The organism is Curtobacterium sp. MCSS17_007, from assembly GCF_003234175.2.
Classification (GTDB): Bacteria; Actinomycetota; Actinomycetes; order Actinomycetales; family Microbacteriaceae; genus Curtobacterium.
Genome location: NZ_CP126257.1, coordinates 3,141,441 through 3,165,142, shown reverse-complemented (window position 1 = coordinate 3,165,142; position 23,702 = coordinate 3,141,441). Strand labels below are relative to the sequence as shown.

Genomic DNA, 23,702 nt, shown 5'->3' with positions numbered 1-23,702 from the left:
ACATGACGTTGCTCACCGCACCCAGGACCCGACGCTCCGTGCAGTCCTCGGATCTGTCCCGGCACGCGAAGGACGTCTTCGCCGCTGCCGAGATCGAGCCGCTCGAAGTGACGCGACGTGACGGAGCAGCGCTCGTCCTGACGACGAAGGAACGATCCGACGAGGACGAAGCGGTGCTCGACATCGCGGCGCAGCTGATCGCCGCAGTCACGATGAACGAACAGCTCCCACTGCGCGAACGGCTCGCGATCCCGTACCCGTGGATCGGCATGCTCAGTCGAGAGGACCAAGAGCGCTGCGCGCGCGAGATCGTCGAGGTCGCCCGCGGGTCCTTCGCCCTCCGGCAACCCCGGAGGCTCCTGCTCGAGATGCAGGCCTGGCGGAACACTGCCGAGGCGATCGCCGCGGGTTGGGACGCCTCCGAGTCCGCCGCGCTCGACGAGCCCGTCCGGGTCGACCGTCCCTGAACCGTGGCGCGCCGTTCCGCCGTACCGCGGCCCCTCCGGACCACCGAGTACACGATCGTGCTCGTCACACGATCGGCGGAGCAGGGGTGGCGTGACGTCGTCGCGACCCAGCGCAACGCCGTCTCGGCGGCCTGGGACCGACTGACCGCCGACCCGTTAGCCGAAGACCTCGCCTGTCACGCACTCCGCGGGGAGCTGAGCACGGTGACGCACTCCGGGCGCGACTGGGTCCGTCGGCAACTCGAACTCAAGCGCGGCGCGCGCATCTGGTTCACGGTCGACGAGGACACCCGGACCGTGCACGTCCTCGCGGTCCACACGCACCATCCGAACGCGACCAAGTAGGGGGACGGGCTTGCTCGGAGCAGCCCGAGGAGCCCTCCGGTAGACGAGGAGCATGACGGACGAGCGCAACGCCGACGGGCGAGCAGCAGACGGACAGGGCCCGGACGACGCACACGTGGTGCCCGAGGGGGTGTCCGAGGCCACGGTCGAGGCCCTCGGCACGCTGTCGGCGGCGCTCGAGGTGCTCGAGCACGCCCGGGGCCTGCTCTACGGGTTCCACCGACTGACGGGCACGGCCGACCTCAACCTCGGCGAGGCGGTGGAACAGCTGCGGAAGGCCGGGCACACCGAGCTCGCGGAGCGGATCGACACCGAGCTGGTGGGGCGGAACGTGATCGACGGGCGGTGGACGTTCCAGATCGTCGAGGACTACGACGACAACTACTACGCCCTCGCCAAGGAACTCGAGCAGACCGCGCGCGACCAGCTCGTCGGCGGGAAGCGCCACCTGTACGAGGCGAGCATGAAGGAAGACCGGCGCACCCCGGGCCGACGCCGCCACGAGGCGAAGCCGGCCGACCTGCGGGACTGACCCCGCGCCTCCCGGCCGACGCTGGCCGGACGCGTCGGGCCTCCCCGACCGCGAAAGCGACAGATCCCGGCGAAGCGTTCGCCGGGATCTGTCGCTTTCGCGGAACGGAGCGGGACGCACCCGCGCGGAGAGCGCCGCCGCTACCCGACGCCGAGCAGCGCCTCCAGCGGCCCGCGCGCGAAGTACAGCAGGAAGCCCGCGGCCACCACGTACAGCAGCCACGAGACCTCGCGCCCGCGGCCGGACAGCAGCTTGATGAGCACCCAGCTGATGAAGCCCGCGCCGATGCCGTTCGCGATCGAGTAGGTCAGCGGCATCACGACGATGGTCAGGAACGCCGGCAGCGCGGCGCCGAAGTCCGTCCAGTCGATGTCCTTCACCTGCGCCACCATGAGCGCACCGACGACGACGAGTCCGGCGGCCGCGACCTCGAGCGGAACGACCTGGGTCAGCGGCGTGAGGAACATCGACGCCAGGAACAGCAGGCCGGTGACGACGGAGGCCATGCCCGTGCGGGCGCCCTCGCCGATGCCCGACGCCGAGTCGATGAAGACGGTGTTCGACGACACCGAGGCGCCACCGCCGGCGATCGCACCGGCACCCTCGACGACGAGCGCCGACTTGAGCCGGGGGAACGTGCCGTCCGGGTGCGCGACGCCGGCGGCCTTGGCGAGCCCGGTCATCGTGCCCATCGCGTCGAAGAAGTTCGTGAAGACCAGGGTGAAGACGAGCATCGACGCGGCGATCGGGCCGATGCGGGTGAAGGCGCCCACGACGTCCGCGTGCCCGACGAGCGACAGGTCCGGCACGGCGAAGAGCGCGCTCGGCAGCCCCGGGGCGTTGAGGTTCCACCCGGTGGGCGAGTCGACCGACGTCGGCACCCGGAAGACCGCCTGCAGGACGATCGCGACGATCGTCGTGCCGACGATGCCGATGAGCAGCGCACCCTTCACCCGGCGGGCCATGAGCGTGCCGATGAGGACGAGGCCGATCAGGAACACGATCGTCGGCAGGGCCCCGACGGAGCCGTCCTCGCCGAGCTGCAGCGGCGGCGAGGCGATCTTCGTGGTGCGGACGAACCCGGAGTCGACGAGACCGATGAAGGCGATGAACAGACCGATGCCGACCGTGATCGCGGCCTTGAGCTGCGCGGGCACGGCGGTGAAGATCATCGTCCGGATGCCGGTCAGCGCCAGGATGACGATGACGACGCCGTTGATGACGACGAGACCCATCGCCTCGGCCCAGGTCACCTGGTGCACGACGCTCACGGCGAGGAACGAGTTGATGCCGAGACCCGCCGCGATGCCGAACGGCAGGTTCGCGATGAGCCCCATGGCGATCGTCATGACACCGGCGACGAGTCCGGTCGCGGCGGCGACCTGCGCGTTCTGCAGCCAGCCGCCGACGACGTCCTGCGGTGCCTGGTCCTGGCTGAACCCGCCGAGGATCAGCGGGTTGAGGATGACGATGTACGCCATCGTCACGAAGGAGACGAGGCCACCGCGGATCTCACGGGGGATGCTCGACCCGCGCTGCGTGATCGAGAAGAAGCGGTCGAGGCCGGACGCGAAGCGGTTCCGGGGCGGGGTGTCGGTCTGCTGGGCGCTCACCGAACGAGTTTACAGAACGCTGGGAGCGCGGCGGGTCGCCCTGGTACCGCCCGGCCGGGAGGCACGGCGCACCTCGACGGGGTACGGCGCGGTCGACAGGTGGCCGCGTTCTGCGGCCAGCAACGGTGTTGGATGAGAGCGTGAACGAACGTCTGGACCGCGCGCGGATCGAAGCCGCCGTGCGCGAGCTCCTCCTCGCCGTCGGCGACGACCCCGACCGCCCCGAGCTCGAACGGACCCCCGCCCGCGTCGCGGACTCGTACGCCGAGTTCTTCGCCGGCATGGGCGTCGACGCCACCGCGATCGCCCGCGACGGAGCCGTGCACTCGGAGGACGGCGAGCGCGGCCAGCTCGTGGTCGTCCGCGACGTGCGCTTCCGCTCGATGTGCGAGCACCACCTGCTGCCCTTCATCGGGGTCGCACACCTGGCGTACGCGCCGGGCGAGCAGCTCATCGGCCTCGGGACCCTGTCGCGCGTGCTGGACGCCGTGGCCTCGCGCCCGCAGCTGCAGGAGCGGCTCGGGGAGCAGGTCGCGGCGGCCGTCACCGAGGGGCTCGACGCCGCGGGGGTGCTCGTCGTGCTCGACGCGACCCACCAGTGCGTGACCGCGCGGGGCGAGCGGCAGTCCGGTTCGTCGACGGTCACCGTCGCGGCGACCGGCACGCTGGCCGAGGCGGCGGGGCGGGCCGAGGCGATCGCGCTCATCGGTGCGGGCGTCGGCGCTGCTGGAGCGGCTGGGGCCGACCACGGGGCGGACGCATGACGAGCGAGTCGCGGGCAACGCGCCTCCCGGCTGCACCCGGCTGGGTGGTGCCGGACCTGCGCGACCCGGTCCGCACCATCGGTCGGCGCACGTTCGACTTCGACCACCGCGTCGCCGTCATGGCGATCGTGAACCGCACGCCGGACTCGTTCCACGACAAGGGCGCGACGTTCGCGCTCGACCGCGCCGTCGAGGCCGCCGTCCGGGCTGCCGAGCAGGGGGCGGACTGGGTGGACATCGGCGGCGTGAAGTTCGCGCCGGGTCCGGAGCTGTCCGCAGCCGACGAGGTCGACCGCGTGCTGCCCGTCGTGTCCCAGCTCGCCGAGCAGTCCGACGTCGTGATCTCGGTCGACACCTTCCGGCCCGAGGTCGCCGCGGCGACGATCGCCGCGGGCGCCAGCGTCGTCAACGACACCACCGGCCTGTCGGACCCACGGATGGCGTCCGTCGTCGCCGACTCCGACGCGACCATCGTCATCACGCACTCGATCGCGCCGCCGCGGCAGGAGTTGCCGACGCCACCGACGTACGACGACGTGACCGTCTCCGTCGTCGAGTTCCTGCGCGAGCGGGTCGACCGGGCGCTCGCCGCGGGCATCCCCGAGTCGCGGATCGTCGTCGACCCCGGGCACGACCTCAACAAGAACACCCTGCACACGCTCGAGCTGACCCGGCGCCTGCCCGAGGTGGTCGCGCTCGGGTTCCCGGTGCTCGCGGCGGTGTCGAACAAGGACTTCGTGGGGGAGTCCCTCGGACGTCCCCGTGGCTCGCGCCTGCCCGGCTCGCTCGCCGCGGCCACGGTCAGCGCGATGCTCGGGGCCCGGATCGTCCGGATGCACGACGTCGTCGAGAGCGTCGACGCGATGCGCATGGTCGAGGCGGTCCTCGGCTGGCGCGAACCCGTGGAAGCGAGGCACAACACGTGACCGTCCTGCCCCCGTCCGTCGCGGACCTGTCCGACGACGAGCTGCTCGACCTGTACACCGCGGGCGTCCCCGACGGCCCGTGGCTGCGGGTGAACTTCGTCGCGACGCTCGACGGGTCCGCCTCGGCGTCCGGGCGCACCGGCTCCCTCGGCGGGGACGACGACCTCCGCGTGTTCGACCTGCTCCGACGGGTGGCCGACGTGGTGCTCGTCGCCGCAGGGACCGTGCGTGACGAGGAGTACGGGCCGATGGTGCTGCACGACGCGGACGTCGCGTGGCGTCGGGCGCACGGGCTGCCCGACCACCCGGTCTTCGCGATCGTCACGAACTCGGGGTCGGTGGACGCGTCCTCGCGGGTGTTCACCGAGGCGCCCGTGCGGCCGGTCGTGCTGACGTCCGGGTCGGGGGCGTCGTCCCCGTCGGGGCGGGCGCTCGCGGACGTCGCCGACGTGGTGGAGTGCGGTTCCGCTTCTGTGGACGTGGGTGCGGTGCGCTCTGCGCTCGCGTCGCGTGGGCTCGACCGCATCCACTGCGAGGGTGGTCCGTCGTTCCTCGGGGCGCTCGTCGCCGCCGACGCAGTGGACGAGCTGACGCTGACGATCGACCCGACGCTCGAGGGCGGGGAGGGGCCCCGGATCGCGACCGGGTCCTCGCCGGAGCTGCGGCGGATGCGGCCCGCGCACGTGCTGCTCGGCGACGGCGGCGTGCTGCTGACCCGGTGGGTGCGCGACCGGTAGCGGCTAGGGTCGGACCCGTGATCGACGTCGTGGTGTCCGGGGTGCTGTTCGACATGGACGGGACGCTCGTCGACTCGACCGCCGTGGTCGAGGACGCGTGGAGCCGCTTCGGCGCAGAGCACGGCATCGATCCCGCCGAGATCCTCGGTTTCTCGCACGGTCGGCAGACGATCGACACCGTGCAGCGGTTCCTGCCGCACCTGTCCCCCGACGAGCAGCGCGTGATCGTCGACACGATGATCGCCGCCGAGATCGGGTACACCGAGGGCATCGTCGAGGTCCCCGGGGCCGCCGCCTTCGTGCAGCGGCTGCTCGACGCCGGCGTGCCGGTCGCCCTCGTCACGAGTGCGCCGCGCGAGCTCGCGGTGGAGCGCATGCGGGCCGCCGGGGTCCCCGTGCCCGAGGCCCTCGTGCCCTCCGAGGACGCCGAGCGCAGCAAACCGCACCCCGAGGGCTACCTGCGCGGTGCCGCCCTGCTCGGGGTGTCGCCCGAGCGGTGCCTGGCGTTCGAGGACGCCCCCGCCGGGGTCGAGGCCGCCGTCGCCTCGGGTGCGACGACCGTCGTCGTCGGGACGCTCGAGGCGCCGGTCACCGAGGGCCTGCCACGCATCACCGGGTACGACGGCGTCGAGGTCGTGCGCGAGGGGTCCGCTTTCCGCATCCGGGGCTGAACGTCGGCTCCGGACTGCGAACGTCCCCAGGCCGTCCGGACGACCGTGGACCTCGCGCCGGGAGACCCCCGGCAGTGGAAGGAGCGACCATGGCAGCCCTCGACGGCAAGAAGATCCTCGTCATCGCGACGAACTACGGCGTGGAGCAGGACGAGATCGTCGTCCCCACCGACCAGCTCCGCGAGCGCGGTGCGGACGTCACCGTGGCGGCGCAGGAGTCCGGCTCGATCCAGACCCTCGTCGGCGACAAGGACCCGGGTCAGTCGGTGTCCGTCGACACCACCATCGGCAGTGTCAGCGGCGCGGGTGACTACGACGCGCTCGTCGTCCCCGGCGGCACCATCAATGCGGACACCATCCGCCAGGACACGGACGCGGTCGCGCTCGTCAAGGCCTTCGCCGAGGCCGGCAAGCCCGTCGCCGCGATCTGCCACGGCCCGTGGACCCTCATCGAGGCCGGTGTCCTGTCCGGGAAGACGATCACGTCGTTCCCCTCGCTGCAGACCGACGTGCGCAACGCCGGCGCCGAGTGGGTCGACCAGGAGGTCCAGGTCGACGGCGGCCTCATCACCTCGCGCAACCCCGGCGACCTGCCGGCGTTCGTCGACGCGATCGAGCAGGCACTGACCGCCTGACTCCTCTCGCACGACGCAACGTGGGCGGTTGCTCGCAGCGGTACATCGCTGTGCGCAACCGCCCACGTTGCGTCTCGCGGGCAGGCGCGGGACGGGCAGGCGCGGGACGGGCAGGGGCGGGAACGGCGGGACCGGCGGGAGCGCCTTCCCGTCAGCGCGCGACCGGGCGGGCCGTGCGGAGGACCGCCGGGCCGAGGGTGATCACGCCGTCGGACTCCGGGTCGCAGCGGACCCCGCCCAGCCCGCGCATCGCCCGGAAGGCGCCGGGAGCCACCTCGTGGTCCATCCACGCGCACGGGTTCGCCGGTCGGTACCCGCGGAAGCGCACCGGGCCGTCCGATCCCGGGCTCTCGAGCGTGAACGGCTCGCCCCGGAGCGCCTCCACGTCGGCGCCCCGCAGGTACACGTTGCGCCGGGTCGCCGCCGGGTCGACGGAGACGCCGAGCGCCCCTGCGACGGCGTCGAGCCCCTCGAGGCCGATCACCGTCACGCTCGCGTGCACGTGCGCCCGAGCGGCGAAGTAGCGGTCCCCGACGATGCCGAGTCCTGCGCGGAGCTCGATCCGGTCGCGGAGTTCCGGTCCGTCCGCCGGCAGGGCACCGTCCGCCGGTCGCCCCTCGTACCGGTGGCGCGGGGAGACGAGCAGCATCGCGACCTCGACGTCGGTGCGGTACGGCAGGTCGACGGGGCCGGCCACGTCGTCCACGGAGGTCACGGCGCCAAGGCTAGTCGTGCCTCCCGGCCGGCCCGGTGGTGCTCGCGCGGTGCAGCACCGGCCCGCGAGACGCCGGCGATCCCGCGAGACGCCGGCGATCCCGCGAGACGCCGCCGGAACCCGCGGCGTCTCGACACTCGGCCGGTGTCCCGCCCCGACGCCGGTGTCCCGCCGTGACGCCGGTGTCCCGCCCCGACGCCGGTGCCACGTACCCCCGCTGCCGTGTCCGATTCCCGCCAGTACCTGTCGGATGCCCGTGTCAGGCTGACCGCGTGACGATCCCCGCACCACGCAGCGAGCAGCCGGCGCAGCAGCCTGCCGAGCAGCACGACGAACTGCACGCGGAGCGGTACCGCGCCGTCGCCTCGCGCGACGCCCGCTTCGACGGCCAGTTCGTCACCGCCGTGCACTCGACCGGCATCTACTGCCGCCCGAGCTGCCCAGCCCGCACCCCGCGCGCCGAGGGGGTCACGTTCCACCGGACGAGTGCCGCCGCGCACCTCGCGGGCTTCCGCGCCTGCAAGCGCTGCCTGCCCGAGGCGACCCCCGGCAGCCCGGAGTGGGACGTCCGCGAGGACGTCGCCGGCCGCGCGGTCCGTCTCGTCCTCGACGGCGTGGTCGAGCGTGAGGGGGTCCCGGGCCTGGCCGCCCGCGTCGGGTACTCGGAACGGCAGCTCAACCGGATCATGACCGAGGAGCTCGGCGCCGGACCGAAGGCACTCAGCCGGGCACACCGTGCGCAGACGGCCCGGACGCTCCTCACGTCGTCCGACCTGCCCGTCGCCGACGTCGCGTTCGCCGCGGGGTTCTCGAGCGTCCGGCAGTTCAACGACACCGTCCGCGAGGTCTTCGCCCTCACCCCCTCGGAGCTCCGTGCGCGGCGGCGTGCGGCACCCGCCGCCGACGACGGCTGGCTGCACGTCCACCTGCCCGCCCGTGCGCCGTTCGACCTGCAGGGACTCCTCGACTGGCACGCGCTCCACGCGCTGACCGGCCTCGAACACGTCGAGCGTGACGCGACGGGCCGCGTCACGGCCTACGGTCGCCTGCTCGCCCTGCCGGGAGGCCCGGCCCGCTTCACCGCCTCGGCCCCCGTCCCCGGCGCGGCCGGGGCGGGCGCGGGGCGCGTCGGGCTCGCCCTGCGCGTCCGGCTCACCGCCCTCTCCGACCTGCCGACGCTCGTGGCGCGGGTCCGTGCCCTGTTCGACCTCGACGCCGACCCCGAGGCGGTCGATGCGGTGCTCGGCGCCGACCCCGTGCTCGCGTCCGCGGTCGGACGGGTGCCGGGGATCCGTCTGCCCGGCGCCGTCGACGCGCACGAGATCGTCTTCCGGACGCTCATCGGGCAGCAGGTCTCGGTGGCCGCCGCACGGACGGCGCAGACCCGACTCGTCGCAGCCCTGGGCGCACCGGTCGACCCTTCCCTGGCCGACGGCGGCCTCCTGTTCCCCACCGCCGAGACGATCGCCGCCCGCGGGCACGAGGTCCTGCGGGGCCCGGCCGCTCGGGTGGACACGGTCCTGCGGGTCGCCGGAGCGCTCGCCGACGGGTCGCTCGTGGTCGACGGCGGGCAGTCGCTCGCCGAGCTCCGGGCGGGGCTCCTGGCGGTGAAGGGCATCGGGCCGTGGACCGCCGACTACGTCGCCCTGCGTGTGCGGCACCACCCGGACGTGTTCCTGCACAGCGACCTCGCGGTGCGGAACGGTGCACAGGAGCTCGGTCTGCCCGGTGGGGCGCGCGAGCTCTCCCTACGGTCGGAGCAGGTGGCGCCGTGGCGGAGCTACCTGACGATGCACTGCTGGCGTCCGATCGTCGACCGCGCGAGCGCGACGGCCGAGGCGGCGGCTGCCACCACGAACCACCAGGAGGACGACCGATGACCGACACGACGCCCACGTCGACCGCTGCAGCTGCGTCCGCGCCCGCCGCTGCGCCCGCCCCCGTACCCGCCGATGCACGCACGAGCACCACCGCGCCCACGGCCACGCCCGCGACCATCCAGACGCTCGGCACCCCCGACGGGCCGTTCACCGTGCTCGAGGACACGGAGGGTCGGGTCGTCGCCTCGGGGTGGACCGACGACCCCGCCCAGCTGCTCGCGCGGCTCGCCGACCGACACCGGCCCGGACGGGTGACGGCCGGTCGGGTGCGGGCGGCCGGCGCGGTCGAGGCGTACTACGCGGGCGAGGTCGAGGCTGCGATGCAGGTCCCGGTGCGCCAGTACGGCACCGAGCTCTTCACCGAGGGGTGGCGGCAGCTCCGCGCGATCCCGTCGGGCACGGTCCTGACCTACACCGAGCTCGCGGCGGCGATGGGGCGACCCGGAGCCGTCCGTGCGGCGGCGAGCGTCTGCGCACGGAACGCTCCGGCGCTGTTCGTGCCCTGCCACCGGGTCCTCCGGTCCGACGGCACGCTCGGCGGGTTCGCCTGGGGACTCGACGTGAAGCGTGCCCTGCTCGAGCGCGAGGCGGTCGGGGTCACCGCGCTCGTCTGACCCGCGTCGGGCCCGGGACGGGCGCGACACGACCGGACGGGGGCGGGTACGACGGGGCAGGTGCACAGGGAACGTGGAGCGCTCCCCCTGGTTGCGGGTGGTGACGCCCACGGCGTGGACTGTCATGCTCTGGGTACCGACCCGCACGGTCCGCCCCGAGGACCCGACGCAGCGCCGTCGCACCCCTCGTGAGGACCCATGCACGCAGACCAGCACGCACCGCCCGGCGGGCACGGCGACCACGTCGACCGCACCGTGGTGTCGGCCGACGGCACGCCCATCGCGGTCGCCGAGGCCGGAGCCGGTCCGGCCCTGGTCGTGCTCGGCGGTGCCTGGGACCACCACGGCACCCCGGCGGTCGACAAGGTCGTCGCGGCACTCCGTGACGGCTACCGGGTCGTCACGTACGACCGGCGCGGCCGCGGTGCGAGCGGTGACACGGCCCCGTGGTCGATCGAGCGTGAGGTCGAGGACCTCGCGGCGGTCACCGCGTCGATCGACGGGCCCGTGGACGCCCTCGGCACGTGCATCGGCGCCGGCGTGGTGCTGCGCGGCCTCGCCGCGGGCCTGCCGTTCGGTCGCGCGGTGCTCTGGGAGCCGCCGTACCGCGCAACGGTCGACCCGCACGGCGACGACGTGCTGTTCGCCGACTTCCTCGACGGGCACGTCGCCGCCGGTCGTCGGGCGCAGGCGGTCCGGGCGTTCCTCGCGCAGGTGCTCGGCGTGCCGATCCCGTACATCACCGCCGCACGGTTGAAGCCGGGTCTGTGGCGGGCACTCCTCGCCGACGCGCACGTGCTGTCCCGTGACGTCCGGGTGCTCAACGGGTTGTCCGTGCCCGAGCGCGTAGCCGCCTCGATCGGCGTGCCGGTCCTCGTCGCGTCGGGCGACGGCGGGCCGGAGTGGATGCGCGGGGCCGCGCTCGCGCTGGCCGACGCCGTTCCCGGGTCGCGGCACCTCGTCGTGCCCGGACAGGCACACGTGCCGGACCCGCGGGTGCTCCGGCAGCTGGTCGACCGGTTCTCCGGGGTCCGCGCGAGCGAGTGACGCCGGGGGCCGACGGACAGGCATCGCAGGTGCGAGAGGATGGGCACGTGACTGCTCCCCGCCTCGGCCTGCTGCTCGACGTCGACGGACCCATCGCCAGCCCGGTGACCCGGACGATCGCCATCCCGTCGATCGTGTCGGACCTCGTCGCGCTCGCCGCCGAGGGGATCCCGATCGTCTTCAACACCGGCCGCAGCGACGCCTTCATCCGGCAGGAGGTCGTCGAGCCGCTCCTCGCCGGCGGGCTCGCGGCCGGCGGACGGGTGCACGCGGTGTGCGAGAAGGGCGCCGTCTGGTGCTCGGTCGGCCCGCAGTACGAGGGCGGGACGAGCGAGCTCGTCATCGCCGAGGACCTCGCGCTGCCGCAGGACTTCGCCGACGAGATGCGCGACCTGGTCCGTGCCGAGTACGCGGACCTGGTGTTCTTCGACGAGACCAAGCACGCGATGGTGTCGATCGAGCAGCGGGTCGACGTGCCGAACGCCGCGTACCTGGCGCGGCAGGCGGAGTTCGACGCGAAGGCGGTGGCGGCCCTCCAGCGCCGCGGGCTCGGGGTCCGTCGGCTCGACGACGTCCGCCCCGACGCGGACGGCGCCGTGCAGTGGCGGGTCGACCCCACGATCATCTCGACCGACGTCGAGTCGGACCGCTCGGGCAAGGACATGGGCGCCGAGCGTGCCCTCGAGCTGCTCGCCCTCGACGGCGAGCTCCCGCGCACGTGGCGGACGGTCGGCGACTCGCGGAGCGACTACGCGATGGCGGACTGGCTGCACGCGAACGGGCACGACGTCGCGCACGTCGACGTGCGGCCCGCCGACGGGGTGCCGGAGACGCCGTACCCGGTGCTCACCGCGCCCGAAGGCGTCATCCACGACGAGGCCGGCGCGCGCTTCCTGGCGGAGTGGCGCCGGGCCTGACCCGCGCCTCCCGTCCGGACGGCTGCCCGTCCGTCTGGGCCGGCACTGTTTGCGAGCCGGGGTGGTACACCAGTACCCTCACGGGGTCCACCGCCAGCCGTTGACGGGAACCCCCATGGCATCACCGCTCCGCATCAAGTCGATCGAGGCCTCCCTCGCCGACTCCGAGGAGAAGGGCCGCTCGCTCAAGCGGTCGCTCAAGACGTTCGACATCGCCGCGATGGGCATCGCGGTCGCCGTCGGCGCCGGCATCTTCTCCGTCGGCGCGAACGCCGCCGCGAACTTCGCCGGTCCGAGCGTCATCATCTCGTTCCTGCTCGCCGCCGTCACCTGCGGCCTGGCGATCATGTGCTACGCCGAGTTCGCGTCCACGATCCCGGTCGCGGGTTCCGCCTACACCTTCACGTACGCCACGATGGGCGAGCTGCTCGCGTGGATCGTCGGGTGGGACCTCATCCTCGAGACGCTCACCGCGAGCGCCGTGATCGCGAAGTACTGGGGCATCTACCTGAGCACCGCGTTCGGCGTGTTCGGCATCGACGTCCCGGACACGATCCAGCTCGGTCCGATCGGGTTCACGTGGGGGCCGGTCCTCATCGTGGGCGTCTTCACGCTGCTGCTCGCGTTCGGCACGCGACTGTCCTCCCGTGTCTCCGCCGTCATCACGATCATCAAGGTCGCGATCGTCGTCTTCGTCATCGTCGCCGGTGCGTTCTTCGTCAAGGCCGCGAACTTCGCTCCGTTCGTCCCACCGGCGGAGCCGTCCAAGGGTGCCGAGGGCGGCGTCCTGACGCAGTCGCTCGTGTCCTTCGTGACCGGTCAGGCCCCGGCGCAGTACGGCGTCTTCGGGCTGCTCGCAGCGGCCTCGCTCGTGTTCTTCGCGTTCATCGGCTTCGACGTCGTGGCGACGAGCGCCGAGGAGACCGAGAACCCGCAGAAGACCCTGCCGCGCGGCATCTTCATCGGGCTCGGCATCGTCACGATGCTCTACATCGGCGTCAGCATCGTCATCACCGGCATGGTGTCGTACCAGCGGCTCGCCGACGAGGAGGCGCCGTCCCTCGCCTCGGCGTTCGACATCGTCGGCCTGCCCTGGGCTGCCGGCATCATCGCGATCGGTTCGCTCATCGGCCTGACCACCGTGGTGATGGTCCTGCTGCTCGGCCTCTCGCGCATCGTCTTCTCGATGAGCCGCGACGGCCTGCTGCCCCGCTGGTTCTCGAAGACGAACCCGAAGACGCAGACGCCGGTGCGCGTGCAGGTCGTCGCCGGTGTCGTCGTCGCGTTCATTGCCGGGTTCACCGCCGTCGAGCGTCTCGAGGGCATGATCAACATCGGCACGCTCTCGGCGTTCGTGCTCGTGTCGATCGGCATCGTGGTGCTGCGCAAGACCCGTCCGGACGCACCGCGCGCCTTCCGGGTGCCGTGGGTGCCGGTGCTGCCGATCATCTCCGCGGTGCTGTGCTTCTGGCTCATGCTCAACCTCGAGGTCGAGACCTGGCTGCGCTTCATCGCGTGGCTCGCGATCGGGTTCGCGATCTACTTCGGCTACAGCCGTCGGCACAGCCGGGTGGGCAAGGGCCTGCAGTAGCGGCGGCCGTACGCACGACGGGAAGCACCTCGCGCCACGGATCGCCGTGGCGCAAGGTGCTTCCGTTCTGCCGGCGCACCCGGCGCCGCGCTGCGCGCCTACGCCCCGACCGCGAGCGCGATCCCGAAGGACAGCATCACGACGGCGACGAGCCCGTCGAACACCCGCCAGGTGAGCGGCTTCGCGAAGAGCGGTCGGAGCAGCCGCCCACCGAAGCCGAGCGCGCCGAACCAGAGGCAGCTCGCCGCGACCGCGCCGACGGTCCACCACCAGCGGTCGTCGACGCCCTGCTGGTTCGCGACCGACCCGAGGAACACGAGCGTGTCGAGGTACACGTGCGGGTTGGCCCACGTGAAGACGAGCATGGTCGCCACCGCCGTCCGCATCGTCGGTGCGCTCCGGTCGGGAGGCGCGGTGCGCGTCCGCCCCGCCGCGGTCGCCGTGCGCGTGGTCGCGGCCACCGCCGCAGTCGCCTCCGTGCCCGCGGTCGCGGCCACCGCCGTGGCCGACGCCGGGCCGGCTACCCCGTCGTCGTCCGCGGCCCGCTCGACGCGCATCGCCTCGCCCGAGGGGCGGATCGCCCGCCGGGCCGCCAGCACCCCGTACGTCACGAGGAACGCCGCCCCGACGAACCGCACCACGGCGAGTGCCACCGGGAACCGTTCGACGACGACGCCCACGCCGAGCACGCCCGCGACGATGAGCACCGCGTCCGACACCGCGCAGACGACGACCGCCGCCGCGACGACCCGGACGGGCGCGCTCACTGCCAGGCGGAGCAGGTAGGTGTTCTGCACGCCGATCGCGACGATGAGGGCGAGCCCGGTGCCGAGGCCGGCCAGCAGGGGGAGGAGAGCGGTCACGACTGCGACGCTACGGACCCACTTGCCTGCAGTCCAGCTCAGGTTCCTGCAGCACCGTAAGCTCGGCTGCATGTTGCGACTCCAGCGGGACCACCTCGAGACGCTCCTGGCGGCGGTCGACCACGGCACCCTCGACGCCGCAGCCAGGGCGCTCGCGATCACCCCGTCGGCGGTCTCGCAGCGCATCAAGGCGATGGAGCAGCAGCTCGGCCGGGTGCTCCTCCAGCGCACCACCCCGGTGGCGCCGACCGCCGACGGTGAGGTCGTGCTCCGCCACGCCCGCCAGGCGCGGCTGCTCGACGACGAGACCGCGCGGGCGCTCGGAGCGGTCGGGGACGACGACGCCCCGGTCGTGCCATCGATCCCGCTCGCGGTCAACGCCGACTCCCTGGGCACGTGGTTCCTCGACGCGCTCGCCGTGGTCCGGACGGACACCGAGGTGGTGTTCGACCTGCACCGCGAGGACCAGGACCGCACTGCCGAGCTCCTCCGTGCCGGCACCGTCATGGCGGCGGTCACGGCGGAGTCGGACCCGGTGCAGGGGTGCTCGTCGGTGCCGCTCGGCATCGACCGCTACCGGGCCGTGGCATCGCCGGCGTTCGTGGGCCGGTACCTCGCGGGCGCCGACACCGAGCGGCGGATGACGACCCGGCTCGACGCGGTGCCGCTCGTCGACTACGACCGCGACGACGACCTGCAGCAGGGGTACCTCCGGCGGGTCCTCGGCCACGCGCCGCGCGGACCGCGCCACTTCGTGCCGACCTCCGCCGACTTCGCCAGGGCGGTGTCGCTCGGCTTCGGGTGGGGGATGCTGCCCGAGGCCCAGTGCCTCGAGGGGCTGCGGAGCGGCGCACTCGTCGAGCTCACCCCGGGTCGACGCGCGGACGTGGCGCTCTGGTGGCAGCGGTGGAACCTGGCGTCCCCGCTGCTCGAGCGGGTGACCGACGCCGTCCTGGCCACCGCGCGGGAGCGGCTGCACCGACCTGGCTGAATCGCGGCCGGTGGTTCGGGTGCGCTGTCGTCGCGGAGCGTCCCGCTCAGGCGGTCGCCCGCCAACGCAGCCCGTCGACGAGCAGCGCGACCAGGTGCTGGCTCTCCTCGGTCGTCGGTGCTCCGTGGCACAGGTCCGCGACGGCCCGGAGCAGCTGCGTCGCATCGAGGTCGTTGCGGATCGTCCCCGCTGCCGAGGCCGCGTCGAGCAGCCCCGTGAGTGCTCCGCCGAGTCGACCGATGAACCAGGGGTGCAGGCCCTCGAACGCCGGGTCGCCGGACTGCAGGGCCGCTGCGAGTCCGCGCTTCGTGGCGACGAAACCGGTGAAGCGCTGGAGCCAGAGCGCGAGCGCCTCGTCCGGCTCGTGGTCCGCGCTGAGCTGCTCGGCGGCGTCCGCGCACTCCTCGACGGCATGCTGGAACACCGCGACCACCAGGTCGGAGCGCTGCGGGAAGTGCCGGTAGAGCGTGCCGACACCGACTCCGGCGAGGTCGGCGACCACCTTCGCGGGAGCATCGACACCCTGGTCGGCGAAGACCTGGCGGGCGGCGTCGACGAGGGCGTCGAGGTTGCGTCGGGCGTCGGCGCGCACGGTTCCTCCGCAGGGGTCGAGGATGGGCTTGCGGAAACGGAAAGCCGTTCCGTATGCTTCCGGAAGAGCGTTCCGCTTCGGTCCAGGGTACGGCACCGCCCACCGGGACGCCACCGACAGGAGGCACAACCATGCAGTACCGCACCCTCGGCCGCACCGGCATCCAGGTCAGCCCCTTCGCGCTCGGCGCCATGATGCTCGGCACCGACGGCCGCATCGGCAACGGCGACGAGCAGGACTCGATCCGCATCGTCCACCGCGCGCTCGACGCCGGCATCAACCTCATCGACACCGCGGACCGGTACTCGCAGGGCGGGTCCGAGGTGCTCGTCGGGAAGGCGATCAAGGGACGCCGCGACGACGTCGTCCTCGCCACGAAGTTCAACGGCCCGATGGGCGACGACCCGAACCGTCGGGGGAACTCCCGCCGCTGGATCACCACCGCGGTCGAGGACTCGCTCCGACGCCTGCAGACCGATCACATCGACCTGTACCAGGCGCACCGCCCGGACGACACCGTCGACCTCGAGGAGACCCTGTCCGCGCTGACGGACCTCGTCCGGAGCGGCAAGGTGCGCGCGATCGGCTCGTCGGACTTCCCCGCCTCGATGCAGGTCGAGGCGCAGTGGACGTCGGAACGCCGCGGGCTCGAGCGGTTCCGTTCCGAGCAGCCCACGTACTCGATCCTCAGTCGGGGCATCGAGCGCGAGGTCCTGCCCGTCGCGCAGCGCTACGGCATGGGCGCGCTGGTCTGGAGCCCGCTCGCCGGCGGCATGCTCACCGGCCGCTTCCGCAGGGGGCAGGACAACGACCTGTCGCGCGCCGGGATGTTCCGCCACGACCAGGACGACCGGCGGATCGAAGCGGTGGAGCAGGTCGTCGCGCTGGCCGAGGAGACGGGCACGGCGACGACCCACCTCGCGCTCGCCTTCGCCATCGCCCACCCCGGCGTGACGAGCGCGCTCATCGGACCGCGGTCGGTGGAGCAGCTCGACGACCTGCTCGCAGCAGCCGACGTGGCGCTCTCCGACGAGGTGCTCGACCGGATCGACGCCATCGTGCCCCCGGGCACCGACGTGACGCGACTCGACCAGCAGTACCAGCCGCCGGCGCTCCTCGACCCCGCACTGCGCCGTCGGCCCCTGGCCCAGCGTTCGGCCGCCTGACCACTCGTCGGGCAACCCGGCCCACGGCCGACCCCCGCAAGACGCAACCCGGGCGGTTGCTCGCAGCGCAGTACCGCTGCGAGCAACCGCCCGGGTTGCGTTCTGCAGCGGAGCGGACGCACGCCCCGCAGCCGAGCTTGCGGGAAACCGCAAGAAGCGGCGGACACCTGCGGAGTTCACCGGACCGACACACGAGCGCGTCCACCCGGACGTAGTGTCGCAGGCGACCGACGGCACGGGCCGTCGCCGCACGACCGCTCCCGACACACCGAACACCGCGACCGCACCCTCGTTCGCGATCTCCCCGGCGCAGGATCCCTGGTCCCTCGCCGAGCCGGACCCCCGAAGGTCCGGCCCATGTCGCCACAGTCGCCGACGTCCGTCTCGCGACCCGTCGGCGTCCCCGCCTGCGGGCCGCGAGCTTCTCCCGACCCGACAGGAGACCGCCTTGTCCGCACCCACGGACGTCCGACGCTCGCGCCCGGACGCCAGCACACCGCCTTCCCGACGGAGCACTCCGCCCCGGTCGCCCGACGTGGCGCACCTGTCGCCCGCCCCCGACGCCGAGCAGCAACCACTGCAGCAGCGCACCGTGCGCGACCGGGGGCGGCGACGCCGGCCGTCCCTGCAGGTCCCGGACGTCCGGCCCCGGTCGGAGAGCCGCGCGCACAGCCCGGTGATGGTGCTCATCGTGCTCGTGGCGACCCTCGGCGTCATGGCGTACGCGGTGTTCCTCCTCGACCCGGCGAACCGCGGCGACTTCCTGCCGTACGGCCTCGTGATCGTGGCCGAGAGCGTGCTGGTCGGCCAGGCGCTCCTGTCGATGTGGACGATCCTGTCCGGCGGTGCGGACCCGCGCGACTTCGCGTTCCACCACACCCAGGACACCCTGTTCGACCGCGACGCCGTCGCCCGTGACGGCCTCACCGACCAGCCGCACCGGTGGCCCATGCACGTGCGGGGACGCCGGGTCGAGGTCGACGTGTTCATCACCGTCTACGGCGAGGAGCTGTCGACGATCGCGGCCACCGTCCGCGCGGCCGTCGCGATGCGCGGCGAGCACCGCACGTGGGTGCTCGACGACGGCCGGAGCGACGAGGTCCAGGCGCTCGCCGCCCAGCTCGGCGCCCGGTACGTCCGCCGTCTGTCGTCGCACGGCGCCAAGGCCGGCAACATCAACCACGCCCTGACCCTGGCGAAGGGCGACTACTACGCGGTGTTCGACGCCGACTTCGTACCCGAGCCGGAGTTCCTGTTCGAGACGGTGCCGTTCTTCGCGGACGACACCATCGCCTTCGTGCAGACGCCGCAGACCTACGGCAACCTGCACAACCTCGTGTCCCGCGGCGCCGGCTACATGCAGACGGTGTTCTACAAGTTCATCCAGCCCGGGCGCAACCGCTTCAACGCGGCCTTCTGCGTCGGCACGAACGTCATCTTCCGCCGCAGTGCGATCGACGACATCGGCGGCATGCACACCGACTCGAAGTCCGAGGACGTCTGGACCAGCCTGATGCTGCACGAGCGCGGGTGGAAGTCCGTGTTCATCCCGATGACCCTGGCCGTCGGCGACGCCCCGGAGACCATCGAGGGCTTCACGAAGCAGCAGCTGCGGTGGGCCACCGGCGGGTTCGAGATCCTGCTCACGCACTTCCCGTTCAACCCGAAGCACCGGCTCACGATGGACCAGCGCCTGCAGTACCTGGTCACGGCGAGCTTCTACCTGACGGGCATCGTCCCCGGCCTGCTGCTCCTGGTGCCGCCGCTCGAGATCTTCTTCGACCTGCGTCCGATGAACCTGTCGATCGGTGCCGGCGAGTGGGTACTGTTCTACCTCGGCTTCTACCTCATGCAGGTGGTGCTGGCGTTCTACGCGCTCGGCTCGTTCCGCTACGAGACGCTGCTGCTCGCGGCGGTGTCGTTCCCGATCTACGCGAGCGCCCTCTGGAACGTCGTCTGCGGGAAGGAGCAGGCCTGGCACGTCACCGGTGCGGACCGCGGACGGACACCGTCGCCGTTCAACTTCATCGTGCCGCAGGTGCTCGTGTTCGTCTTCCTCTCCCTGACGAGCGTGGTGGCCGTGTGGCGTGACACCGGCAACGGGCAGTTCACGCTCGCGACCGCCTGGAACACCACGAACACGCTGGTCTTCCTCGCCTTCATCGTCGCCGCGTTCCGCGAGCAGGCACGCAACCGCGCCGCCGACCGCGATCGGGGCCGGGGCGAGGCGGTCCGACCGACCGCACCACTGGCGCAGGCCCCGGCCAGCCCCGTCCGGACGACCGTCGTCCGACCCGACACCCTCGAACCCCAGCGCGCCGCGATCGCCGGCGTCGCGACGCAGGACGGACCCCGCGCATGACCTGGACCAACCGACTCCGACTGTTCGGCGGCCTCGTGGTCGTCCTGGTGATCGTCGCCGCGTGCACGCTCGTCTTCAACCAGCGCCAGAGCGCCGTCGCGAGCACCTCGGCGGCGATCGCCGCGCAGGAGTACGCCGTGGGCACCGACTACGGCGGCACCGTCACCGAGGAGTACGTCGAGGAGGGCGACACCGTCTCCAAGGGCGAGAAGCTCCTGCAGGTGCAGAGCCTCCAGCTGGCGCAGGACATCCGCAAGGGCGTCGTCGGCGCGGACACCCGGACCAGCGCGTACGACATCGGCCGCGACGGCCTCATCACCTTCAAGGCCGAGGTCTCCGGCACGGTCGCCAAGGTCGACGTGAAGACCGGCGGCTACGTGCAGGCGGGCTCCGAGCTCGGCACGATCCACAAGCAGGACAGCCTCTTCGTCACCTCGAACTTCACGGTCACCGCACGCGACTACGGGCGCATCCGGAACGGTGCCGAGGTCGAGCTGCGCCTACCGGACGACCGCACCATCACCGGGACGGTCAAGAGCGTCAGCGTGCAGACGAACGACGACGGACAGGCGAGGACCACGGTCGACGTCGAGAGCCCCGAGCTCTCCGCCTCGCCGTCGTCCGGCATCACCAGCCCGGGCACGCCCGTCGACGCCACGCTGCACCTGCGCGACGACGGACAGCTCGCCGGTGTCACCGACGCGGTCCGCGACTTCTCGCGGCAGATCGGTCTGTAGCCGGTGCGTCGCCCGCTCCGGACCGCAGGCCGCCCTGCGGGGCCACGCCGTGCCTCCCGTCCGCTCCTGCTCGTCCCGGTCCTGACCGTCGTCGCCCTGCTGGCGACGGCGTGCACCGGGCCGGGAGGAACGCCCCGCCAGACACCGTCGGCGACCGCCACCGACACGGCGGCCCAGGCACGCGCGGTCACCGCCCTGGGCGACGTCGCGTCGTCGACGGTCGGCACGATGCGCCTGGCCGACGGACTGACGCCGCCGACGAACCGCTGGTTCTCCGGCCTGGTGTTCGGCGACGCCCCGCAGCCGGTGTTCCCGACACCGATCTCGTGGCAGGTCACCGGGCGCGGGTTCGCCGCCGGTCTGCCGGACGTCTCCGCGACCGAGCGGACGATCGCCGGCGGGGCGGTACCGCAGGTCGGGTTCGACCTCGGCGCCACCAGCACCCTCGTGTCGGCGTACGACGCGGTCTCGGTGACCGTCGAGCACCGCGCCGGCGGGGAGGTCCTCGGGCACTCCGTGCTCGCCGAGGGGTCACCCCTGGTGACGTACACGGCCGCCCGTGACGAGACCCTCTCGGCCACCGTGCCGCTCACCGCGACCGGCGAGGGCACCGCGACGATGTCCGGCGGCGGACGGACCTGGCAGGTCGTCGTCCGCGACGGCTCGGTCTCCGCCTCGGGCGTGACCCTGCGCCGCGGTGGGTCGGTGGTGCTCCTGCCGACGCCCGACGGGGCGTCGTCGTCCCAGGTCACCCGGCTCGTCGAGGCAGCGCGGCCGCTCTCCGGCACGTCCCTTGGGCGCAGCGCGTCCGACGGATCCCAGCGGACCACGCTGTCGTACGACTTCGCCGACGGAGCCGGCGTGCTCGTGCCGCAGCCCGGTCAGGGGACGACCGGTCTCTCCTGCACCGGCCTGCGCTACGCCACGATCACGGGCGCGGCCCCCGTGTGCACCGGGAAGGCCCTGCGGTTCGCGGTCGACACCGTGAACCCGTCGGACCGGCTCGACCTGTCCGGCCTGACGTCCGCGCAGCGCGCCACGCTCGCCGCCCAGGTGCGACAGGACGCCGGGCGCGTCGACGCCTCGTCGTACGCCGCGGACACGTACGGCGGGGGGAAGGACCTGTACCGCGTCGCGTCGCTGTACCGACTCGCCGTGGCGCTCGGGCTCGACGACCAGGCGGTGGCGCTGAAGACCTCGGTCGTCGGCGAGCTCGACCAGTGGTTCGACCCGGCGGGGTGCGGCGGTCGTACCGCGCGCTGCTTCGCCTACGACCCCGAGGTGCGCGGGCTCGTCGGGCAGCAGGCCTCGTTCGGCTCCGACGAGTTCAACGACCACCACTTCCACTACGGGTACGTCCTGTCCGCCGCCGCGATGGTCGCCGACGGCGACCGGTCGCTCGTCCGGAAGTGGCGGACGGTCGCCGACCTGGTCGCCGCCGACATCGCCTCGCCCACCGCGACCGCGTCGTTCCCCGCCCTGCGCGTCTACGACCCCTACGCGCAGCACTCGTGGGCGTCCGGGTACTCGCCGTTCGCCGACGGCAACAACCAGGAGTCGTCGTCCGAGGCGGTGTCGGCCTGGAACGGCGTCGCCCGCTGGGGCGCGGTCTCCGGTTCGTCGTCGCTCGAGGCGACCGGCACGTGGCTGCTCTCGAACGAGGCGGCATCGGCGCAGCGGGACGTCCTCGACCCCGACCTGTCGGCGTTCCCGGGCTTCACACACCGGATCGTGTCGCTCACCTGGGGCGGCAAGCGGGACCACGCGACGTGGTTCAGCGCGGCCGCGGCGGCACCGGCGGGCATCGAGCTCATCCCGATGCCGGCGATGGCCGGGCAGTACGTCGACGCGGGCGGACGGCAGCAGATCCGACGGGTGCTCGCCGAGGCGGTGCCGGACGGCCGGTACGACGTGCAGTTCGGGGACTACCTGCTCATGTACCGCGCCCTCGGGGGTGGGGCCGACGCGGCCGCGGCACTGCGCGACGCGGAGGACCTGCCGGACGCGGTGATCGACTCGGCGAACACGCGGTCGTACCTGCTCGCGTGGATCATGACCCGGTCCTGAGGCACCGCCACCGTCCACGCGGCGCGTCCTGCCTGCCCGCCGGGCGCGTCCTGCCCGCCCGCAGCCCCCGGGGCGTTCGCTTCGCGGACGCCCTGGGGGTCCGCACGGGCACGGCGGCATACCGTCGACGGCATGACCACGCGAGCCAAGACCGCCACGGCGCTGCTCGGCGCTGCCACCCTCGCCTTCCTCCTGACGGCCTGCGACCCGGGCGGCGCGCAGAACATCGACCCCGTCGGCAAGGTCCCCGGTGACCAGGAGCAGTCGCGGTCCGCGGAGTGCGCGGTCGCGTCGAGCAAGGCCGTCGACGCCATCGGCACCGCAGTCGGTCCGCACGACACCACCGAGTTCGCGAACGTCGCCGAGGGGGACGGCGGCTGGTACCTCGCGGCCTCGATCGTGCCCTCGGACAGCAAGGACGCCAACGACGACGAGCTGACGATCTGGGCGACCACCACCGACCCGACGGCGGACGACTGGGACGGCACGATCTACGCCGTGAACGACAACGCCAAGGACGCGACCTCGGACGAGTCGAAGTCGGCCTCGCCGGCGCCGAGCTCCTTCAGCGCGGACTCCGACGCCGCGAAGCGTGCCGAGAGCTGCGCGGTCGAGGCCGCCGACCGCTGACACCGGCGTGGGCAGCCGGCCTGCTGCCGGTGCCGCTCAGCTCTGGCAGCGCGGGCACCAGTAGGTGTCCCGCAGCGTGAGCTCGGAGTCGCCGAGCTCACCACGCCGGATGGGCGTCCCGCACCGCAGGCAGGGCTTGCCGGCGCGTCCGTAGACCCAGAAGCGCCGACCGGGCCGGTCGACCCCGGTCGTGACCCGGTTGCTGCGGTCGCGGTTGATCGTGATGAGCCGGCTGGCCAGGGCGATCACCCGAGCCGGGTCCTGCACCTGTCCCACCGGTCGGGTGGGCAGGACGCCGCGCAGGAAGCACAGCTCGTTCCGGTACACGTTCCCGAGGCCCGCGAGCACCCGCTGGTCGAGCAGCGCCAGGCCGACCGGCCGGTCCGGGTCGGCGGTCAGGTTGGCGAGCGCGACGTCGGCGTCCCAGTCCGGGCCGAGCAGGTCGGGACCGAGGTGTCCGACGACCTCGGACTCCTGGTCGCGCGGCACGACCTCGAGCACGCCCAGCGTGAACCCGACGGTCGAGACGTCGTCGGCGTCGAGCACCACCCGGGCCTGGTGGGCCGGACGTCGCCACCGCTCACCGGGTGCGTAGACGTCCCACCGGCCCTCCATCTTCAGGTGGGAGTGCACGGTGAGGTCGCCGATCCGGTGCAGCAGGTGCTTGCCGCGGGGGACGACCTCGTCGACGGTCCGGCCGACGAGGTCGAGGGTCGCGAAGGCGGGCACGCGGAAGTCCGAGCCGGTCAGGACCTTGCCCGCGAGCGCGGTGTGCAGGCGCCGGGCGGCGCGGAAGACGGTGTCACCCTCGGGCACGGAGCGCCTCCCGTGTTGCGCTGG

At 72.9% G+C, this 23,702-nt stretch carries 24 protein-coding genes; 19 read left to right on the top strand and 5 right to left on the bottom strand.

The genetic code is table 11. The features are described 5' to 3' along the window. Nucleotides 1-2: 2 nt before the first annotated feature. Genes DEJ22_RS15020 through DEJ22_RS15010 form a run of 3 tightly spaced genes read left to right on the top strand, consistent with a single transcriptional unit; the run spans nt 3 to nt 1,344 of the window. Complete coding sequence (locus DEJ22_RS15020) at nt 3-467, top strand: prevent-host-death protein (protein ID WP_111227341.1); 465 nt, start codon at nt 3-5, stop codon at nt 465-467. Between the two features lie 3 nt (nt 468-470). Further along, the gene (locus DEJ22_RS15015; RefSeq protein ID WP_111227342.1) at nt 471-812 is read left to right on the top strand and encodes a hypothetical protein; all 342 of its coding nucleotides are present in this window, start codon (nt 471-473) and stop codon (nt 810-812) included. 52 nt (nt 813-864) lie between these two features. Next, nucleotides 865-1,344, top strand: a complete 480-nt coding sequence (locus tag DEJ22_RS15010) for a hypothetical protein (protein WP_111227343.1) — start codon at nt 865-867, stop codon at nt 1,342-1,344. Between the two features lie 140 nt (nt 1,345-1,484). On the opposite strand, the gene DEJ22_RS15005 is transcribed toward DEJ22_RS15010, so the two are convergent. Then, nucleotides 1,485-2,957 (bottom strand): NCS2 family permease, encoded by a 1,473-nt coding sequence (locus tag DEJ22_RS15005; protein WP_111227344.1) that lies wholly within the window; start codon nt 2,955-2,957, stop codon nt 1,485-1,487. A gap of 140 nt (nt 2,958-3,097) precedes the next feature. Between DEJ22_RS15005 and folE the strand changes: the two genes are divergently transcribed. The 5 genes from folE (at nt 3,098) to DEJ22_RS14980 (ending at nt 6,690) form a co-directional block, all read left to right on the top strand. Further along, on the top strand, nt 3,098-3,721 hold the full coding sequence (gene folE / locus DEJ22_RS15000) for a GTP cyclohydrolase I (protein ID WP_258379630.1): 624 nt from the start codon (nt 3,098-3,100) through the stop codon (nt 3,719-3,721). Continuing rightward, a complete protein-coding gene (folP, locus tag DEJ22_RS14995) occupies nt 3,718-4,647 on the top strand; it encodes a dihydropteroate synthase (RefSeq protein ID WP_111227345.1) in 930 nt (309 codons plus the stop codon). Before folE ends, folP begins: the two co-directional genes overlap by 4 nt. After that, a complete protein-coding gene (locus DEJ22_RS14990) occupies nt 4,644-5,384 on the top strand; it encodes a pyrimidine reductase family protein (RefSeq protein WP_111227346.1) in 741 nt (246 codons plus the stop codon). The genes folP and DEJ22_RS14990 overlap by 4 nt, the downstream gene beginning before the upstream one ends. Nucleotides 5,385-5,401: 17 nt before the next feature. Further along, a complete protein-coding gene (locus tag DEJ22_RS14985) occupies nt 5,402-6,055 on the top strand; it encodes an HAD-IA family hydrolase (protein WP_111227347.1) in 654 nt (217 codons plus the stop codon). Nucleotides 6,056-6,144: 89 nt separating this feature from the next. Next, nucleotides 6,145-6,690 carry a type 1 glutamine amidotransferase domain-containing protein gene (locus DEJ22_RS14980; RefSeq protein ID WP_111227348.1) on the top strand — a complete coding sequence of 182 codons (546 nt, stop codon included), beginning with the start codon at nt 6,145-6,147 and terminating at the stop codon, nt 6,688-6,690. Nucleotides 6,691-6,841: 151 nt separating this feature from the next. On the opposite strand, the gene DEJ22_RS14975 is transcribed toward DEJ22_RS14980, so the two are convergent. Further along, nucleotides 6,842-7,339, bottom strand: coding sequence for a molybdenum cofactor biosysynthesis protein (locus tag DEJ22_RS14975; RefSeq protein WP_111227453.1), 498 nt, complete (start codon nt 7,337-7,339; stop codon nt 6,842-6,844). 338 nt (nt 7,340-7,677) lie between these two features. On the opposite strand from DEJ22_RS14975, the gene DEJ22_RS14970 reads away from it, so the two are divergent. The 5 genes from DEJ22_RS14970 to DEJ22_RS14950 all read left to right on the top strand — a co-directional run bounded on the left by DEJ22_RS14970 (nt 7,678) and on the right by DEJ22_RS14950 (nt 13,454). Next, complete coding sequence (locus DEJ22_RS14970) at nt 7,678-9,285, top strand: DNA-3-methyladenine glycosylase 2 family protein (protein WP_502861980.1); 1,608 nt, start codon at nt 7,678-7,680, stop codon at nt 9,283-9,285. Then, nucleotides 9,282-9,899 (top strand): methylated-DNA--[protein]-cysteine S-methyltransferase, encoded by a 618-nt coding sequence (locus DEJ22_RS14965; protein ID WP_111227349.1) that lies wholly within the window; start codon nt 9,282-9,284, stop codon nt 9,897-9,899. The genes DEJ22_RS14970 and DEJ22_RS14965 overlap by 4 nt, the downstream gene beginning before the upstream one ends. A gap of 198 nt (nt 9,900-10,097) precedes the next feature. Beyond that, on the top strand, nt 10,098-10,946 hold the full coding sequence (locus DEJ22_RS14960) for an alpha/beta fold hydrolase (RefSeq protein WP_111227350.1): 849 nt from the start codon (nt 10,098-10,100) through the stop codon (nt 10,944-10,946). 47 nt (nt 10,947-10,993) lie between these two features. Next, nucleotides 10,994-11,863, top strand: a complete 870-nt coding sequence (locus DEJ22_RS14955; RefSeq protein WP_111227351.1) for a hypothetical protein — start codon at nt 10,994-10,996, stop codon at nt 11,861-11,863. 115 nt (nt 11,864-11,978) lie between these two features. Next, nucleotides 11,979-13,454, top strand: coding sequence for an APC family permease (locus DEJ22_RS14950; RefSeq protein WP_111227352.1), 1,476 nt, complete (start codon nt 11,979-11,981; stop codon nt 13,452-13,454). 98 nt (nt 13,455-13,552) lie between these two features. Here the strand turns inward: DEJ22_RS14950 and DEJ22_RS14945 are convergent, their stop codons facing one another. Further along, entirely contained in the window at nt 13,553-14,317 is a 765-nt protein-coding gene (locus DEJ22_RS14945) for a LysE/ArgO family amino acid transporter (protein ID WP_258379631.1), read from the bottom strand. A gap of 70 nt (nt 14,318-14,387) precedes the next feature. Between DEJ22_RS14945 and DEJ22_RS14940 the strand changes: the two genes are divergently transcribed. Continuing rightward, nucleotides 14,388-15,308: a LysR family transcriptional regulator ArgP gene (locus DEJ22_RS14940; RefSeq protein ID WP_220033775.1), complete on the top strand. Its 921-nt coding sequence runs from the start codon at nt 14,388-14,390 to the stop codon at nt 15,306-15,308. A 46-nt stretch (nt 15,309-15,354) separates the two neighbouring features. On the opposite strand, the gene DEJ22_RS14935 is transcribed toward DEJ22_RS14940, so the two are convergent. Next, a complete protein-coding gene (locus tag DEJ22_RS14935; protein WP_111227354.1) occupies nt 15,355-15,900 on the bottom strand; it encodes a TetR/AcrR family transcriptional regulator in 546 nt (181 codons plus the stop codon). Nucleotides 15,901-16,031: 131 nt separating this feature from the next. Here DEJ22_RS14935 and DEJ22_RS14930 point away from each other — a divergent pair, with 131 nt between their 5' ends. From DEJ22_RS14930 to DEJ22_RS14910, 5 genes are all read left to right on the top strand, one after another. Beyond that, on the top strand, nt 16,032-17,066 hold the full coding sequence (locus DEJ22_RS14930; protein WP_111227355.1) for an aldo/keto reductase: 1,035 nt from the start codon (nt 16,032-16,034) through the stop codon (nt 17,064-17,066). 448 nt (nt 17,067-17,514) lie between these two features. Next, nucleotides 17,515-19,428, top strand: a complete 1,914-nt coding sequence (locus DEJ22_RS14925; RefSeq protein ID WP_258379632.1) for a glycosyltransferase family 2 protein — start codon at nt 17,515-17,517, stop codon at nt 19,426-19,428. Then, the gene (locus tag DEJ22_RS14920; protein WP_111227356.1) at nt 19,425-20,165 is read left to right on the top strand and encodes an efflux RND transporter periplasmic adaptor subunit; all 741 of its coding nucleotides are present in this window, start codon (nt 19,425-19,427) and stop codon (nt 20,163-20,165) included. The genes DEJ22_RS14925 and DEJ22_RS14920 overlap by 4 nt, the downstream gene beginning before the upstream one ends. Nucleotides 20,166-20,168: 3 nt before the next feature. Then, nucleotides 20,169-22,232: a glycosyl hydrolase gene (locus DEJ22_RS14915; protein WP_111227357.1), complete on the top strand. Its 2,064-nt coding sequence runs from the start codon at nt 20,169-20,171 to the stop codon at nt 22,230-22,232. A gap of 132 nt (nt 22,233-22,364) precedes the next feature. After that, a complete protein-coding gene (locus DEJ22_RS14910) occupies nt 22,365-22,862 on the top strand; it encodes a hypothetical protein (protein WP_111227358.1) in 498 nt (165 codons plus the stop codon). 36 nt (nt 22,863-22,898) lie between these two features. On the opposite strand, the gene DEJ22_RS14905 is transcribed toward DEJ22_RS14910, so the two are convergent. Continuing rightward, nucleotides 22,899-23,678: an Fpg/Nei family DNA glycosylase gene (locus tag DEJ22_RS14905; protein WP_111227359.1), complete on the bottom strand. Its 780-nt coding sequence runs from the start codon at nt 23,676-23,678 to the stop codon at nt 22,899-22,901. Between the last annotated feature and the right edge of the window lie 24 nt (nt 23,679-23,702).

Bases quoted from the DNA above. Each gene is read 5' to 3' on its own strand.
- DEJ22_RS15020 (WP_111227341.1), top strand. From the start codon at position 3: ATGACGTTGCTCACCGCACCCAGGACCCGACGCTCCGTGCAGTCCTCG.
- DEJ22_RS15010 (WP_111227343.1), top strand. From the start codon at position 865: ATGACGGACGAGCGCAACGCCGACGGGCGAGCAGCAGACGGACAGGGC.
- folP (WP_111227345.1), top strand. From the start codon at position 3,718: ATGACGAGCGAGTCGCGGGCAACGCGCCTCCCGGCTGCACCCGGCTGG.
- DEJ22_RS14980 (WP_111227348.1), top strand. From the start codon at position 6,145: ATGGCAGCCCTCGACGGCAAGAAGATCCTCGTCATCGCGACGAACTAC.
- DEJ22_RS14975 (WP_111227453.1), bottom strand. From the start codon at position 7,339: ATGCTGCTCGTCTCCCCGCGCCACCGGTACGAGGGGCGACCGGCGGAC.
- DEJ22_RS14965 (WP_111227349.1), top strand. From the start codon at position 9,282: ATGACCGACACGACGCCCACGTCGACCGCTGCAGCTGCGTCCGCGCCC.
- DEJ22_RS14960 (WP_111227350.1), top strand. From the start codon at position 10,098: ATGCACGCAGACCAGCACGCACCGCCCGGCGGGCACGGCGACCACGTC.
- DEJ22_RS14950 (WP_111227352.1), top strand. From the start codon at position 11,979: ATGGCATCACCGCTCCGCATCAAGTCGATCGAGGCCTCCCTCGCCGAC.
- DEJ22_RS14940 (WP_220033775.1), top strand. From the start codon at position 14,388: ATGTTGCGACTCCAGCGGGACCACCTCGAGACGCTCCTGGCGGCGGTC.
- DEJ22_RS14930 (WP_111227355.1), top strand. From the start codon at position 16,032: ATGCAGTACCGCACCCTCGGCCGCACCGGCATCCAGGTCAGCCCCTTC.
- DEJ22_RS14920 (WP_111227356.1), top strand. From the start codon at position 19,425: ATGACCTGGACCAACCGACTCCGACTGTTCGGCGGCCTCGTGGTCGTC.
- DEJ22_RS14910 (WP_111227358.1), top strand. From the start codon at position 22,365: ATGACCACGCGAGCCAAGACCGCCACGGCGCTGCTCGGCGCTGCCACC.